The 15,424-nt window shown below is 53.3% G+C and carries 14 protein-coding genes; 12 read left to right on the top strand and 2 right to left on the bottom strand.

Annotation, left to right across the window (positions count from 1 at the left end; genetic code table 11):
• Nucleotides 1-43 precede the first annotated feature (43 nt).
• The 8 genes from KI362_RS05575 to KI362_RS05540 all read left to right on the top strand — a co-directional run bounded on the left by KI362_RS05575 (nt 44) and on the right by KI362_RS05540 (nt 9,888).
• Nucleotides 44-1,738, top strand: a complete 1,695-nt coding sequence (locus KI362_RS05575; protein WP_301625517.1) for a sensor histidine kinase — start codon at nt 44-46, stop codon at nt 1,736-1,738.
• Nucleotides 1,728-3,368 carry a response regulator gene (locus tag KI362_RS05570; protein WP_301625515.1) on the top strand — a complete coding sequence of 547 codons (1,641 nt, stop codon included), beginning with the start codon at nt 1,728-1,730 and terminating at the stop codon, nt 3,366-3,368. The genes KI362_RS05575 and KI362_RS05570 overlap by 11 nt, the downstream gene beginning before the upstream one ends.
• A 105-nt stretch (nt 3,369-3,473) precedes the next feature.
• A complete protein-coding gene (locus tag KI362_RS05565) occupies nt 3,474-4,892 on the top strand; it encodes an ABC transporter substrate-binding protein (RefSeq protein WP_301625513.1) in 1,419 nt (472 codons plus the stop codon).
• A 71-nt stretch (nt 4,893-4,963) separates the two neighbouring features.
• Nucleotides 4,964-5,863 carry a carbohydrate ABC transporter permease gene (locus KI362_RS05560; RefSeq protein ID WP_044480575.1) on the top strand — a complete coding sequence of 300 codons (900 nt, stop codon included), beginning with the start codon at nt 4,964-4,966 and terminating at the stop codon, nt 5,861-5,863.
• Nucleotides 5,864-5,876: 13 nt separating this feature from the next.
• Nucleotides 5,877-6,770, top strand: a complete 894-nt coding sequence (locus KI362_RS05555; protein ID WP_374705623.1) for a carbohydrate ABC transporter permease — start codon at nt 5,877-5,879, stop codon at nt 6,768-6,770.
• An 88-nt stretch (nt 6,771-6,858) separates the two neighbouring features.
• Nucleotides 6,859-7,869 carry a glycoside hydrolase family 130 protein gene (locus tag KI362_RS05550; protein WP_301625510.1) on the top strand — a complete coding sequence of 337 codons (1,011 nt, stop codon included), beginning with the start codon at nt 6,859-6,861 and terminating at the stop codon, nt 7,867-7,869.
• A 16-nt stretch (nt 7,870-7,885) separates the two neighbouring features.
• On the top strand, nt 7,886-9,280 hold the full coding sequence (locus KI362_RS05545) for an FAD-dependent oxidoreductase (RefSeq protein ID WP_301625509.1): 1,395 nt from the start codon (nt 7,886-7,888) through the stop codon (nt 9,278-9,280).
• Nucleotides 9,277-9,888 (top strand): SGNH/GDSL hydrolase family protein, encoded by a 612-nt coding sequence (locus KI362_RS05540; RefSeq protein WP_301625507.1) that lies wholly within the window; start codon nt 9,277-9,279, stop codon nt 9,886-9,888. Before KI362_RS05545 ends, KI362_RS05540 begins: the two co-directional genes overlap by 4 nt.
• Nucleotides 9,889-10,011: 123 nt before the next feature.
• On the opposite strand, the gene KI362_RS05535 is transcribed toward KI362_RS05540, so the two are convergent.
• On the bottom strand, nt 10,012-11,196 hold the full coding sequence (locus tag KI362_RS05535; RefSeq protein WP_301625506.1) for a hypothetical protein: 1,185 nt from the start codon (nt 11,194-11,196) through the stop codon (nt 10,012-10,014).
• A gap of 213 nt (nt 11,197-11,409) precedes the next feature.
• On the opposite strand from KI362_RS05535, the gene KI362_RS05530 reads away from it, so the two are divergent.
• The 4 genes from KI362_RS05530 (at nt 11,410) to KI362_RS05515 (ending at nt 14,959) form a co-directional block, all read left to right on the top strand.
• Complete coding sequence (locus KI362_RS05530; protein WP_301625504.1) at nt 11,410-12,159, top strand: glycerophosphodiester phosphodiesterase; 750 nt, start codon at nt 11,410-11,412, stop codon at nt 12,157-12,159.
• Between the two features lies 1 nt (nt 12,160).
• Nucleotides 12,161-13,228 (top strand): LacI family DNA-binding transcriptional regulator, encoded by a 1,068-nt coding sequence (locus tag KI362_RS05525; protein ID WP_306432821.1) that lies wholly within the window; start codon nt 12,161-12,163, stop codon nt 13,226-13,228.
• Entirely contained in the window at nt 13,204-13,422 is a 219-nt protein-coding gene (locus tag KI362_RS05520; RefSeq protein WP_301625499.1) for a hypothetical protein, read from the top strand. The genes KI362_RS05525 and KI362_RS05520 overlap by 25 nt, the downstream gene beginning before the upstream one ends.
• A gap of 193 nt (nt 13,423-13,615) precedes the next feature.
• Nucleotides 13,616-14,959, top strand: a complete 1,344-nt coding sequence (locus KI362_RS05515) for an enhanced serine sensitivity protein SseB (RefSeq protein ID WP_301625497.1) — start codon at nt 13,616-13,618, stop codon at nt 14,957-14,959.
• Between the two features lie 131 nt (nt 14,960-15,090).
• On the opposite strand, the gene KI362_RS05510 is transcribed toward KI362_RS05515, so the two are convergent.
• A complete protein-coding gene (locus tag KI362_RS05510; RefSeq protein ID WP_301625495.1) occupies nt 15,091-15,237 on the bottom strand; it encodes a hypothetical protein in 147 nt (48 codons plus the stop codon).
• Nucleotides 15,238-15,424: the final 187 nt, after the last annotated feature.

The raw sequence follows: 15,424 nt of genomic DNA, 5'->3' as shown, positions 1-15,424 counted from the left end.
TTTTCGAAGCAAGCTGAAGATAACCTTTCTTATGGTGTCCGTGGTGTCGATCCTGATAACCGGCCTCTTCTCGTACAGGACAACCGCGGGCATTCTGGAGGACAAGGCGTTGAAGCTGACGCAGGATACGGTCGTAAAATCTGCGCAGATTGTAGATGAAAGACTGAATCAGCTGATGCTGGTCATGATGACCTTTATGATCAGCGATTCGTTTCAAAGCATGCTCAAGGATGCCTCCACGGGGAATGATCAGGCCTACTTTACACATATGACGAATATGGACAACGTATTTTCTCAGGCACGCATTGCGGAGCCCTTAATTCAGTCCATTTACATTTCCACCCCGATCGGGGAGTTTTACCCCCTCCCCATGAACCGGAACCACTCGACCGTGTTTACGGAGACGCAGCTCTACCAGCAGATTATCAAGGAGAAACGAAATATTTGGATCGAAGGGCATGAGGATCCGATATTTTCGGGGAGTCAGCGCGTGATTTCATTGGTCCTCCAGCCGATTGCGGAGTATCCGGTCCGTGATGTCTATGTCGTCGTCAATATTCGGGAAAATGGTCTGCGAAAGGTGGTCGGTCCGACCGCAGAGGGCGGTTCCCTTCGCTTTCTTCTGAATGCGGACGAGAGTCTGGTGTATGACGAAGCGAACCCGCTCATTCAGCAAACGGCGGCAACGGGCCTGACATCCAGTCTGCTGGAAAGCGAGCCCTCGGGATATACGACCTTCAAGCTAGGCGGGAACGATTACCTGCTCAATTATGCGGGGCTGCAGATTAATGACTGGACGGTAGTCGCCATTCAATCGAAGGCCAACGTACTCAGAGAACTAAGAAGTGTTAAATGGACCATTCTGCTCATAACGGCGATCAGCTTTATCGTGACCCTGATCATCTCGGGATGGTTTACCCGCTATTTGCTTATCCCCTTGCAGGGGCTTCTGCTGGTGATGAAAAGGGTGGAGATCAATGATCTGTCCGCCCGGTTCCACAGCCGGAATGAGGACGAGCTGGCCCAGGTCGGCTTTCGGTTCAACCGGATGCTCGACCAAATCGTTCTTCTGATCGAGGAGGTGAAGCTGGCGGAAGCCAGCAAGCGATCGGCCGAGATCAAATCGTTGTCCGCCCAGATGGATCCCCATTTCCTCTATAACACCTTGAATACGATCTATTGGAAGCTGAATCTGAAGCGGGTGGAGGAATCCCAGGAGATGGTGATGTCGTTGTCGAGACTGTTTCAGCTCGGCCTGAATAAGGGGCAGGAAATGACGACGCTGGAGAAGGAAATTCAGCATGTCGTCCAGTATTTGAAATTGCAGAGCAGCTGTTATGAGAACCTGTTTGAATATGAGCTCCGGATTGCCGAACCCGGACTTCTCCAGCAGCCGGTGCCGCGCATATTGCTGCAACCGCTTGTGGAGAACAGCATTCTTCACGGATTCGAAAGCATGGAATCCGGCGGCCGAATCTGGATTGAAGCAGAGGCCGATCCCCTTTCCTGCACCTGGAGCCTTCGGGTCAGCGACAACGGGTGCGGCATGGAGGAAGACACAGTCAGGCAGCTGTGCAGCCAAAGTATGGACCAGGGATATGCGATCGGCAATCTGATTAGCCGGCTAAGCCTCGGCTACGGAGCAGAGGCTCGCCTTGAGGTTGTCAGCAAGCCGGGTGAAGGCACCGCGGTTAACATCGTGTTCCCGTGGAAAGGAGAGAATCCCGATGAATTTTGAACAACGGATCAATTTGGTCATTATTGATGATATCAAAAGTGTGGTTGACGGCTTGACGGCAATCGATTGGGACGCCTGCGGCATCACGCTGGCAGGCGCGTCGTCGAACGGGGCGGAGGGCCTGGAGCTTATTAAATGCAGCAAGCCGGATATTGTCCTTACCGACATTCGAATGCCCCGGATGGATGGCCTGATGATGATGCAGTCGCTCCAGGAGCTGCAGCTGGCTTGCAAGGTGATTCTGATGACCGGTTATTCGGACTTTGATTATGCGCAGAAGGCCGTCAAGCTGGGAGCCTTCGATTTCATATTGAAGCCCTTCTCGGAGACGGAGATTACCCAAGCGGTTCTTCGGGCGAAGGAGCAAGTCCTGACAGAGCGCTCGGAGTACTTGAACCAGAAGGAGATGGAGCGAAAGCTGCGAGAAAGCATGCCGCTGCTTCGGCAGGAATACTTCTCCCTGCTGATCCATCATCGGACAAGCTGGAGTCAGGCTGCCAAACGCTGGGAGTTTCTGAAGATCGAGCTCGCTTCGTGCGGATTCACGGTCATGCTGTTCAAAATCGACGATTTTGAGAAGAGCATCTCCGATCTGCCGATTCACGAGGTGGAGTTGATCCGGTTCTCGCTGCAAAATATTGTAGAGGAGACGATCAGCAAGCATTCGAAGTGCATGGTGTTCCGGGACGGCGATCAGCGGTTTGCCGCCGTGCTCAACGCTTCAACACTGTTTACGGCGGAGGAGATCGGAGAGCGCTGCTGCCAGAACATCGAGCGCTTCACCAAATTTACGGTATCCGTAGGCATCGGAGAAGAGGTCGATGAGGTGCATCAGCTCCCCGATGCCTATCGCCAGGCAGAGACTGCGCTGGCCTATCATCTATTCACCGATGGCAATGGAGCCATCGGCTACGGCAACCTTCCCAAGACAGACCGGCAGGAGCCGATTCTGCTGGAGCATCAGAAGGAGCTGCTGTTGGTCCTGCGTTCAGGCAACGGGGAACTGGCGGCATCGCTCTTGTCCGAGATGTCCGGGAAGCTGCAAAGCGTCGTCCCCCAGCCGAACCCGGATTATTCGCTCAGTCTGTACGAGGAACTCGTTGCATCCATCATAAGAATGCTGTATGAGCTGGTGCCGCAGCAGGAGGTTCAGCCGTTGGTAGACCGGTTCAAGGCGGAGCGGACTATGGCGGGGACGAAGCTTGCTGTTCTGGAGCAACAAATCCTGAAGCTGTGCAAAGGCGGAGCAGAACTGGTCAAGAGCCATTCGTTGTCGGAGGGAGAGGAAATGATATATAAATCGCTGAAGTTCATCACGAGCCGGCTTGACCGGAGTCTGTCTGTCAGCGAATGCGCCGCTTACGTGCACTTGAGTCCGAGCTATTACTCGAGCCTGTTCAAACGGGTGACCGGCATGACGTTGACCCAATATCTAGCGGGCGAGCGGATCAACAAGGCCAAGAAGCTGATCCTTGACGGCATGTCCGTGCAAGACGCGGCGTTAGCCGTGGGCTACGAGGACCGGCGGTATTTCAGCGAAACCTTCAAGAAGCTTACGGGAAAGACGCCGTCGGAATTCCGCGAAAGCTATGAGTCGAAGTCAGCCGTGTCCCCCGAATCAGGACAGTAGAATTACCACCCTGGAGAGTGAAATTGCCGCACTCTCCTTTTTTTTCGCCGGCTTATAATGAATTCGTAAACAGCAGATTTCGCCAAGAAAGAAGGGGGAATGAATATGAACTTTAAAAAAGTGCTTGGACTGGGATTGGTGGCCGTTCTGGCTCTTAGTACGGCAGCCTGCGGCGGCGGAACTGGCGGCGGAAACACGGACAAGGCCGCCAATAACAAGCCGGCAACAGGAAATGAGCAGCAGACACAAGGAGCCGAGCAACCGGGTGAGAAGAAGGTTCTTACTTATTGGACGGACGATCGTCATGACCAGGAGTATATTAAGGAATTGATCGAAAACTTCAACTCGACCAATCAGGATCATATTTCCGTCGAGCTAACCGTCTTGTCGGAAAACTATAACCAGAGCGTCGATATTGCCTTCGCCAGCAATAAAGCGCCGGATATTCTCAGACTCAAGAGCGCCAACACGGAAATGTTTATGAAAAAGGGTTACTTGGCCCCGTTGGACAGCTATTTAACGGATGAAATGAAATCCAAGTTTGACGGCTTGCTGATGGATGGCGTTAACCGCTTCGACGGCAAAGTGTACAGCCTTCCCAACTCCGGCCTGACGCTTCGCCTGGTGTACAATCAAGACTTGTTTGAAAAGGCGGGCATTTCAGGGCCTCCGGCCTCCTTGCAGGACATGGTGGACGCCGCCAAAAAGATTACGGATTACGGCAAGAAGGAAGGCATTTACGGGTTTGCGCTCAACTTCAAAAATCCGAAAAGTGCCTTCGAGCGCTCGGTCCGCGAAATTTTGTCGCTCAGCGGTTATCAAGGCCTGGGCTTTGATCTGAAGACAGGACAGTTTGACTTCGGTCCGTATAGCCAGGTGATCGAATACTTCAAGCAAATGCATGAGGATGGCAGCATCCTTCCAGGGGCGGAAACGCTCGATATCGACCCGCTGCGCGCTCAATTTGCCGCAGGCAAGATCGGTATGTATCTCTCCTTCTCGACGGAGCCAGGGGTATACAAGGATCAATTCCCTACGACCATCAACTGGGCCGGAGCTCTGGCGCCAACGCTGGAGGGCAAGCAGGTCGGTACATCCGAAATCGTGTCTGCCGGAACCTGGATCGGCATCAATGATAAGTCGGCCAATAAAGACGCAGCATGGAAATTCATGGAGTACATGTATGCTGATGACGTCCTGACGGCTTACCATGAGAAGGGCTTTGGAATTTCGATTGTTCCTTCCATTGCGGAAAAGGCTAAAAACCCGGATACTCCCGGCATGGAAGGCTTCCTGGTAGGCGAGCATGATTCGCTCTGGCCGGTAACGCCGAACATTACGCCTGAAGGAGCCAACTATGGCGATGCATTCTTCAAATATATACTGGACGGCGGAGATCTTCAGGCAGTGGTATCTGATCTGAATGCGCGCTACAATGACGCACTGTCCAAGGCTGTAGAGAAGGGCGACGTGAAGGTCAGCCCGGATCCATCCTTTGACCCGTCGCAGCTGAAAGCCAAATAATACAGGAATACAACAGGGCTTTCGTTGAATGAACGAAAGCCTTTTGTTATTCAAGAACGGGGGATGGGGAGATGTCACAGTGGAAACGGCTGCAGGAGAATTCCCTGCTACTGCTCCCAAGCGTCATATTGACCTTGGCGCTAGGTGTGTACCCGCTAGTATGGGTACTGCGTTACATGTTTTACGATTATCCGGGTTACGGGCAGGAGGTCTTCGTAGGTCTCGATAACTTCGCCAGATTGTTCAGGGATCAGGCCTTTTGGGCGTCCGTAAAGAATACCTTCATCTTTGCGGGAGGCAAGCTTGTGCTCACCGTACCTTTATCGCTCCTGTTGGCGGTGATCCTGAACGGCAAGCTGCGCGGCCGAAATCTGCTGCGCGCCGTCTTCTTCATGCCGACCGTCATCAGTACGGCTGTGATTTCGGTGGTGTTCTACCTTATTTTTAATTCCTACAATGGGATGGTCAATCAACTGCTGATGAAGTATCACATCATCGGACAGCCGTTCGAGTGGCTTGGTCCCAAGCATGCGATGCTCACCGTGATTCTGGTTGCAACCTGGGGGGCTATCGGCAATTACATGCTGCTCTTCCTGGCCGGACTGCAGAGCATCCCGAAGGACCTATACGAGAGTGCTTCGATCGACGGCGCAGGACCCGTAAGCCGCTTCCGTTATATTACGCTGCCCATGCTGGGTCCGGTGATGCAGGTGATCATCATGCTGGCGATCATTGCGGCATTGAAGGGCTATGAAAGCATCATGGTTATGACGGAGGGCGGCCCGATCGGCAAGACGGAGGTCATGTACCTGTATCTTTACAAGCTTCTGTTCCCGATGGCAACCTCAGGCACGCCGGTGGAGCAGCAATTCGGTTACGGAAGCGCCGTAGGCTTTGTCACGGCTCTAATCGTTGGAGGAATAACTTTGATTTATCATTATATGAGCAAAAAAATGAATAAGGTGTATTAGGAGGCATGCAGCGATGAAGAATGAAGCAGTACCTACAGTCAGACAGCCGGTGCATGGCCCTCGCGATAAGCTCCGTCCGGGGAGGTTTGCCGGAAGAGTGATCATGTGGGCATTCCTGCTCGCGGTCGTCGTGTTTACCTTGTTCCCGCTTTTAATGACATTTACCGGATCCATGATGACCAATGCGGAACTGATGAGCGGCGGGAACCTGATTCCTTCGAAGTGGCAGTTCGCAAACTATGCGGAGGCCTGGCAGCAAAGCAATTTCGCCCGTTACACCTGGAACAGCTTGTTTATGAGCGTCACCTCGACCGTCGGCACGCTTCTAGTAGCAGCTATGGCTGCGTATGTGGTTGACCGGAGAAGCTTTCCCGGAAAGGCTCTCTTCGTCGGGCTCCAGGCTTCAATGATGTTCATATCGATGGGAGCCATCGTGCTGAGACCTCAATTTGACCTGATGGTCTTGCTGGGTCTGAATTCATCGCTATGGGGCGTCATCCTGATCCTGATCAGCGGGCATGCCAGCACCTTTTTCATTCTGTCGGGATTCTACAAATCGATCCCCCGCGAGCTTGACGAAGCGGCGATGATGGACGGCTCGGGCTTTATCCGCACCTTCTTCCGGATCATTATTCCCCTGCTTGCGCCGGGGCTCGGGGTATCGGGGCTGTTCGCTTTCCGGCATGCCTGGAATGAATATATCCTGCCCCTGGTGTTCACCTTGACCGATCCTCATCTGCAGACGCTGACCGTGGGATTGGCCAATCTGAGGTACGGCTCGTCGGCAGCCATGCAGACGAATCTGATGATGGCCGGCGCCTGCTTGTCGATGCTGCCGATGCTGCTGGTTTATCTGCTTGCGAACAAATCATTCATGCAGGTCACGGCGGGCTCCATCAAGGGCTGATCATTACGTTGAATAAAAAGGTTACGTGGAGAAGGTATATACGTTACCCTGTATGTACAGCAACCTACAGAGAGGAAGTAGAAGCTTTATGAATGAACCGATTATCGGATCACTGGCATCCAGTCCCGTCATTGTCCGGCATCCGGCCAATCCGATCCTGGGGCCGAAGGATGTGCCTTATGGCCCGGCCATGGTATTTAATGCAGGCGTGACAAAATATGAAGGCAAATATGTCATGGTATTCCGAAATGACTATGGAAATGAAGAGAAGGGCACGATCGAGCCGCACAGCACGACCAATCTGGGACTCGCCTTCAGCGATGACGGCATCCGCTGGGAAGTCCAGCCGGAGCCTTGCTGGAGCTGGCATGACGAGGAAGTGACCCGGGTATATGACCCCAGGTTGACCGTCATCGATGGGAAATGCCATATGTGCTTTGCCGTCGATACGAAGCATGGGCTTCGAGGCGGTATTGCCGCGACTGAGGATTTCCGCAAATTCGATGTTCTCAGCCTCTCGGTTCCGGATAACCGCAATATGGTTCTGTTTCCGGAGAAAATCGGCGGCAGCTACGTTCGCCTGGAGCGCCCCTTCCCGGTGTACAGCCGGGGCGGGCGAGACCGCTTCGACATGTGGATGAGCGATTCGCCGGACCTGAAATACTGGGGAGGATCCCGATTGGTGCTGGGCGTGGAGCAGGTTCCTTTTGCCAATGACAAGGTAGGGCCAGGGGCGCCGCCCGTCAAGACGGACAAAGGCTGGCTAACCACCTTCCACGCCGTGGACCTGGATCCTTCCCGCGGCAAGAACGGGTGGGAGGAGAACTGGAAGAAGCGCTATACCGCAGGCATTATGCTGCTGGATCTGGAGGATCCCGGCAAAATCGTCGGTATGTCCCATTCGCCGCTCATCGCCCCGGAGGCATCTTATGAGACTACCGGCGGCTTCCGCAATAATGTGATTTTTCCGGGCGGAATGATTCTGGAGGCTTCGGGGGAAGTCAAAATTTATTACGGCGCCGCAGACACGTGGGAGTGCCTGGCAACGGCCCATGTAGATGATTTGGTTAGACTTTGTCTGGAGAATAACGGGAAATAGACAGGAGGAGTCGGATATGAGTATTGGAGAAGTAATGCTGCCGGAATCGCGTATCCCGGTCTCGTATGATGTGGATGTCGTTGTCGTCGGCGGAGGCCCGTCCGGTATCGGAGCTGCCATTAGCGCAGCATCGAACGGGGCGAGCACGTTGTTGATCGAACAGAGAGGGTTCCTGGGCGGGATGGGGACCGTAGCGCTTGTCCCTGCCTTCTGCCCGTTTACGGATAAGGAAAAGCCGATCATTCGCGGCATCGGTCTCCGGCTGATGGAACGGATGAAGCAGTCATGCAGCGAGGATTTCCGCAAGGAATATGAGCAGACGCTGGATTGGGTTCCTATCGATCCCGAGGTGCTGAAACGGGTCTATGACGACGCCGTTCTGGAGGCGGGGGTGAAGCCGCTCTTCCATACCTTTATCTATGATGTGCTGCGGTCTGAGGATGGACGGCGTATCGAGGGAGTTGTCATCGTCAATAAATCGGGCCGTTCGCTGGTGCGGTGCAAATACGTTATCGATGCCACGGGAGATGCCGACGTAGCCGCGATGGCGGGAGTTCCATTTCAGAAAGGCGGAGATGCCGGCGAGCTTCAACCGGGAAGCATGTGCTATTTGCTGTCCAAGGTGAACCGGCCGAAATTTCTCCGGTACTTAGAGGAGTCGGGGGATACCGGGCAGCTGCATAAGACGGTGAAACAGGGAATTGCCGAGGGCCTGCTGCCCGAGGGCCGTGCTTCCGTATCGGGGTTTGCCTGGATTGACGACGAATTGGTCGGCGTCAATTTCGGCCATGTATTCGGCGTCGACGGCACCCGGGCCGAGGATTTGACGCACGGCGCGATCGAAGGGCGCAGGCTGATCCAGCGGCAGCTGGAGTTCTTCCGGCGGTCGGTACCGGGATTTGAGCGGGCTCATCTTGTGGCAAGCGGCGAGCAGCTTGGAATTCGGGAGACCCGGCGCATTCAGGGAGACTATGTGCTGACGGTCGAGGATTTTGTGAACGCCCGCTCGTTCCCTGATGATATTGCCCGAAACGCCTATTATATCGATATCCACCTGGCTACCAGCAAGAGCAATATGACCTTCACGCATTTGAAACCGGGAGAGTCTCACGGCGTGCCTTACTGTGTTCTGCTTCCGCTTGGCATCGATAACCTGTGGGTGCCTGGAAGAGCCGCTTCCTCGGACCGCGCAGTGCAAGGCTCGCTCCGGGTCATGCCGAACTGCTTCGCCATGGGTCAGGCTGCGGGTACAGCCGCGGCATTGGCCCTTCGCTCTCCGGGCGCCGATTCGCGGAGCATTTCAGTAGCGGAGCTGCAGAGCATCCTGGTTGAACAGGGCGCCTGGCTTGGCGAAGCCCATAACGAAGCAAGCTCCGGCACGGATGCCGCCGCGGAGGAGAAGATGCGATGAAATGGCAGGGACGAAGCTGGGGGACCCTGGGCGACAGCATTACTGCGGCGAACGGCTATCAGCCGCTGGTCAGTGCTGCGCTGGGCTTTAGTGCAGTGCGCAATTACGGCCGGGGAGGATGTCCGATGACCGCAGGCGGCCCCACGGACGATGGGGCTACGGTGAATATCGGGCGCGGCATTCATGACGTGCTGGACTGCATTACGATTTTTGCCGGCACGAATGACTACCGCCTGGATAAGCCGCTCGGGGAATGGGATGCTAAGGACCCCGGCTCGCTAACCTTTACCGGAGCCTACAGGACGCTGATCGAGCATATTCTGTCTCAGAATCCCGCCTGCCGCCTGAATTTGTGGACCCCGCTGCAGCGAGATAAGGATGGATATGACGTCGATCGTCCCAATGGTCTGGGCCATCGTCTGGACGACTATGCGGAGGCGGTACGCCGCTTGGGCCGCAGCTATGCGTTGCCGGTGCTGGATTTGTACGCGGAGAGCGGACTGAACAGACTGACGCTTCCGGCCTTCACGGAGGATGGTCTTCATCCTAACCTGCAGGGCCATGCGCGGATCGCCTCCATGGCGGTTTCCTTTCTGGAGCGGCTGTAGACAAGGTCCCTTAGGGGCCGATTCTACGGCCCCTTTTTTTATCGTGAGTCTACTCCCTAATCTCCAGTCTTTCATTGAAATTAAGGTTTGCTATGCCGATCAAAAGATTGGATAGGCCCGCGATCAATTCCCTGTAACGATAAGCGCCTCTTGCTCTTCATCCATATGCACGGCGGCATTGCTCACCATTTCAAGGTCAGACTGGGACAGGCCGCCGCTTTTATGGGCAGAGTACTGCAGAAGGTTATCCCCTCCGTTCTTTTTGAGCGTCCAGTCTCCATATTTTTGAACACGGTATGTATCCGCTCCCGACTTCCACTCATAAGTTCCCTTGCCGAGAAAAGATACCTCATAACCAAGCAAAGTCAGAATGTCCTCGAAATGATCAATATGATACTGCCCGGTGTCCGCGGAGTAACTTATATTGTTGGCAAAGACATAGATGTCCTCGTCCTTGTAATTTTCCCTCACGAGATATTCCTTGCCATTGACGATCACTTTTCCGACTTCCTTCAAATGGCCATCGATGTATCGTAACGATTCCAGGTATTCAGCCATGGTGATCCAGGTAAAAGAATCCGTCTCCCGATCATAGGTCCCATAGTAGCCATCGCCTGTCTCTTCGCCGCTTAGCTCCACCGGAAGGAGATCGTAGTTATCTACGTATTGGGCATAGTCTCTTAATACGGCTTCGGCCTTCGCTATAAGTTGTTTCATTTTCTCTTCATTTTCGATGGAGGTGAAAAATTCAAATTTGTAGAGAACGCCCCAATCATTAACGAGCTGCTCAGGGCGAATGGACTTCAACTGCAGCCCCTTTTTAGCATCGACAAAGCTGGCATAATATTCGCTATCTCTCGGAATATGCTCTTGATGTACGACGGCAGATAGATGTGATGAATTTGTTTGGTAGGCATCCCATCCTATTTCCTCGGGTTGAAAATGGGCAAGCAACACATCCGAGACAATCTGCTCTTGACCTAGGTCGACAGCATAATCCATGACTGCGTAACCGAAGTTGGCCGCATCCCCCCCGCTCGAATATCCGTAATTCCTGAATTCGAACTCTCTTTCAATGCTCCGATCATCCTTGAACGTGAGCAGCCACCAGTATCCGGTTCCTTTTGTAGGCAGAGGGTCTGCTCTCCACTGGATCTTTTCCTTTTCGACGACCTCATACTCGCCTAACGAATAATCAAGATATGAATCAAATTTTCGAATGTAATCGGACTTGTAGTGCTGCGTACAAGCCGTTAACAAAAAGGGGATAAGACATAGCCAGAACAGAGCCGCATAACGATTCCTCATGATTATTTCCTCCGCATGTTTCCTGTATTAGCTTTACATCTTTTCCCATTGTATCAGAGGGAAGATTGGGGTGAAATGGGAAATTACACCCCCTTTACAGAAGATTAACATGCTTATGACACCGCCTTGATGATTGACTTGTAACATGGGTGACATGTGGGACCGTTCCCAGCTATATATTTTATTTCGCTCAGAATAAGGAAGGTGTTCAGCATGAATTCATTTCCGATCGTAACCGCTCATACCGGATGCATGAACCATCCCGATCATTCCTTGGCCTCTCTGCGTTCAGCACTGGCGCTGGGGGCGGATGTCTATGAGGAGGATATTCGGGTAACGCGGGACGGACGGCTGATCTTTGCGCATGATGATGAGGTGATCCTGGCCAATGGCCAAAAGGCAAGCATTTCATCCCATTCATTCTCTGAGCTGAATGAACAGCTGGATGAGGATCAGCTTCAGCCGGAAGCGGCATTAACCTGGATCAAGCATTCCGGTAAAAGAATAAATCTGGATGTGAAAACAACGGATGCTTTGGAGGCTGCGCTCGCCTTGGTCACCAAGCTGGATATGGTGGAGCAGGTGTTCTTGAGCGGCTGCGAGTATCCGGCGGCTTTGGAGGCTGCACGGCGAACGAGACACTTCCGCAAGCTGCTCAATGTAAACATCGGAAGCTTCGGGGAGATGAGCTACAGCCAGGCTGTGGTCAGGGCTTGTGAAGAAGCTCGGGAAGCCCGCTGCTTCGGGTTGAATGTTCCTTACCCGCTGGTCAGAACGGAGTTGCTGAATGCCGCTCACCGTGAGCAGTTGGCGGTTTACGTCTGGACCGTGGCGGAGGAGGAAGATATGCGCAGGTTAGCCGAAATGGGCGTTGACTCTATCACAACCCGGGATGTAGCCCGGCTCATGAACGTTAAGGCCGAGATGCTGACAATGAAGGAGAGAGCGGCTTTTGACCAGTAGAATGAATCACGGTTTACGGGAGCTGGCCCAACTGGCAGGCGTCTCGAAGTCTACCGCTTCCCGGGTCATTTCCGGCAGCGGCTATGCCAGTCCCGAGGTCAGGGAAAGGGTGATGCGAGCGGCGGAGAGCTTGAGCTATAAGCCGAACGCCGTGGCCCGAGCCATGGTCACCAAGCGAACGAACAATATCGGGGTGATCGTGTTCCGGGAGAAGCTGCCGATTGTCTCGCATCCTCTATACGGCACGATTATTGATGAAATTTTGCTGGCCTCGGAAGCGCGGGGCTACTCCGTCTTTCTAAAGACCGACAAGGAGATGTCGCTGCGATCCACCGACTACATGCTGGAGCAGCGGGTGGATGGGCTGATTCTGGTCAGCCGTCTTCGCAAGAACGTGATTGAATATGTGAAAAGGTTCAACATCCCTTACGTCATGGTCAACGGCTCGACCGAGGACCCGGATGTCATTCATCTCGTCAGTAATGATGAAGCAGGCGGCGGGCGAGCGGCTGAATATTTGCACGGACTAGGCCATCGGAGGTTCTTCGTCATCGCCGGGCCAGGGGAGCACCGCAGTCATTCGCTTCGTCTGCAAGGATTCACCCAGCGGCTGGAGCAGTTGGGTGTGAGCAGCAGCTCCGACAAGGTGAGCATCGTCCCATCGCCTGAGTCCAGCTTCGCCTGCGGGGTCCGGCTTATGGCCGAGCATTACACTGCATTTCGCCAGGGAGGCTATACGGCGCTGTTCATGACGAACGACATGCTGGCGCTTGGAGCGTTGAAGTTCCTGCTGGATATGGGAGTTCGCATTCCCGAGGAAGCGGCGGTGATGGGGTATGACAACATCGAGCTTGGAGGCATGTATTCACCGGGACTGTCGACGGTCAGCGTTGATGCCTCCGGGATCGGCCGGGATGCGGTCGAGATTCTGGACAAGCTGATTCAAGGCGAAGCCGGCCTGCCCAGATTGATTGAATATGAAAGTGAAGTTATTGCTCGTCAGTCCACATCTCGTCAATTAACACAAGGAAAGGAGCGAACCACATGCTGTGGTATTGGAAATCGGTAGGCTGGCGGAGAATCGTCGAATTCGTACTGCTGACGGTGTTTGCGATCTTTTTCGCCGGACCCTTGGTGAACTTGCTTGTGCTCGCCTTCAGCGAGAAGTGGAACTATCCGGCCGTGCTGCCTTCTTTACCTTCTTGCTTTGCTCTGTGCTGGGGACGTTCTATATTCGCTCCATGGCTAAGGAAGAGAATGTGAAAATCTAGCAGAATTCAAAACAGACACAGACCTGAGATGTTCTCTCGGGCTTGTGGACTATTTAGCCTGGTTCAGACCACTTGGGATATGTCTGGGCGCATAGTTTAAAGCATCGATGGTCCCTTTCCCCCCCTTAACCAACAAAGCTATACTAAAACCAACACAAAAGACCAGATCAGGGAGGAATCAGGGGATGAATGAGGAACGCAAGGATGAAATCGGCAGAAGGTTTATTTTGAGACCGGAGCTTGTGGTAGAGGAGCTTGATCAGCTCTCCATGCAGGAATTGAATTTTCTGATACATAGTGCCAAGAGCTTCAAGGAGGGAGGGGCGTTCCCCCATGTTAACCTTGACGAGCGCATTCAAAGCTTCATCACTACGCTGCAAGCCAAGTTTAAAGCAGCCGAAGCTCTTTATGTTGCATACGACAAAGCCACGCAGTATCCGTACATTGATGGTGAATCCCGGGTGTGGATATTCTCTCAGGAGGAATTTGCCGATAGTGCTCAGGATTATTTCATGCAGCAGCTTGTCATGCTGGAGATGAAGAAGATTGAACAAGCAGAGATCCTGCCCACCCTGGGACTGTTTCATGTGTGGGGGCTGTCCGAAATTTTGCTGGATAATGGACAATACCATGTCGAACTGAAACGGGATGAACTATTGCCGCCGCCAGACTGGAGCGGAACGCCGGAGATCAGCATTCCCGTGACCAACCCCGGACTACAACGAGCGCTTATGAAGTTTTTCCAGAGTCTGCATGCGCCATCCGGAAGCCAGGAAGCGAAGGAGCAACTGTTGAACGGTCTGGAGGCACAGATGTTAGATGAGGTGCTCCAAGCCAGATATCTGGTGCCCATGCAGTTACAGGAGGCCAATCCCTCCACCGCCGATGCCGAAGGACGCAAGACGCTAAAGGAAGGGACGGTCATTCAATTTGGCGTCCTTAGCGCAGAGGATGAATCGTCCTGGTTGCCTGCGTTCACAGACTGGCCCGAATTTGAAAAGGTGTACGATAAAACGGTCTGGAGCAGCAACATAGCTTCCTATGAGGACCTGCTCGCGGTATCTGATAATATGAGCGGCATTGTTATTAACTGTCGGGGCGTTGCTCTGCGCATTGATCCCGGCAACCGGGAGCGGATTGAAGCGTACCGCAAGGCGCGTGACGGCGGAGAACGGACTGGAGCCAACTCTGTTGAAAAGGTAGTCGTTCCCAAGGATACGCAGGTTCTGCTTGGCGAGCCGGCCAACTATCCTGCCGTCATGATCGAGGCGGTCAAGGCTTGTCTCAAGACGCATAAATCTGTCAACGAGGCTTACCTGCGGCTGATGATTCAAGGTGAGACACAAAGCTACCTGCTGATTGTGGATACGAGTGGCGAACCGGAAACGGTGTTTGAGTCTATTTTTGCAGCGGCTGCTCCTCACTTGCAAGGAATGCCGCTCAACCTGGTCAAGCTGGAGGGAACCTGGGAGAAAGAAACCGGGAACCTTAAGCCATTTTACAAGCGAAAGCGTTTGGGCTTGTTTTGATAGAGACCCGCTTTTATATGGAATATCCTGCTGAATAGAAAACCCAAACATATTACGGAAATCCAGTTTTGAATTCCATAATAGTTTGGGTTTTCTTTAGCTCCAATTCTATTGTCCCAGCTTGTCTCGGATTACTCCCTATAAGCCCTGATTTCAATAACCTCCGCATGCTTCGATCCGTTTGTCTCCTCTACGGTCAGCCGGAGCGCTTTGGCTTGAACGGCTTCCTCCAGACGGTGAACCCGCTTTCGCCGGCGATTGCCGGATTCCGCGATCAATTATAGCATAGAAATTTTACCGCAAAGGTCTTGGTGGAAATTGCATAGTTTTGTTGCAGAGGAGGGAAGAGGAAGGAAGGGACCGTGTAGATTTGTTCTATTTTAACGGCGGTGAAGCACTGTCAGTGACCCTTGACAAAAGGTGGAAATATGATACGATTTAACCGACAGACAGTCGGTCTATATT

It is taken from the genome of Paenibacillus apis (assembly GCF_018333295.1).
GTDB classification, from domain to species: domain Bacteria; phylum Bacillota; class Bacilli; order Paenibacillales; family Paenibacillaceae; genus Fontibacillus; species Fontibacillus antibioticophila.
This window is presented reverse-complemented; position numbering and strand designations above follow the sequence as displayed.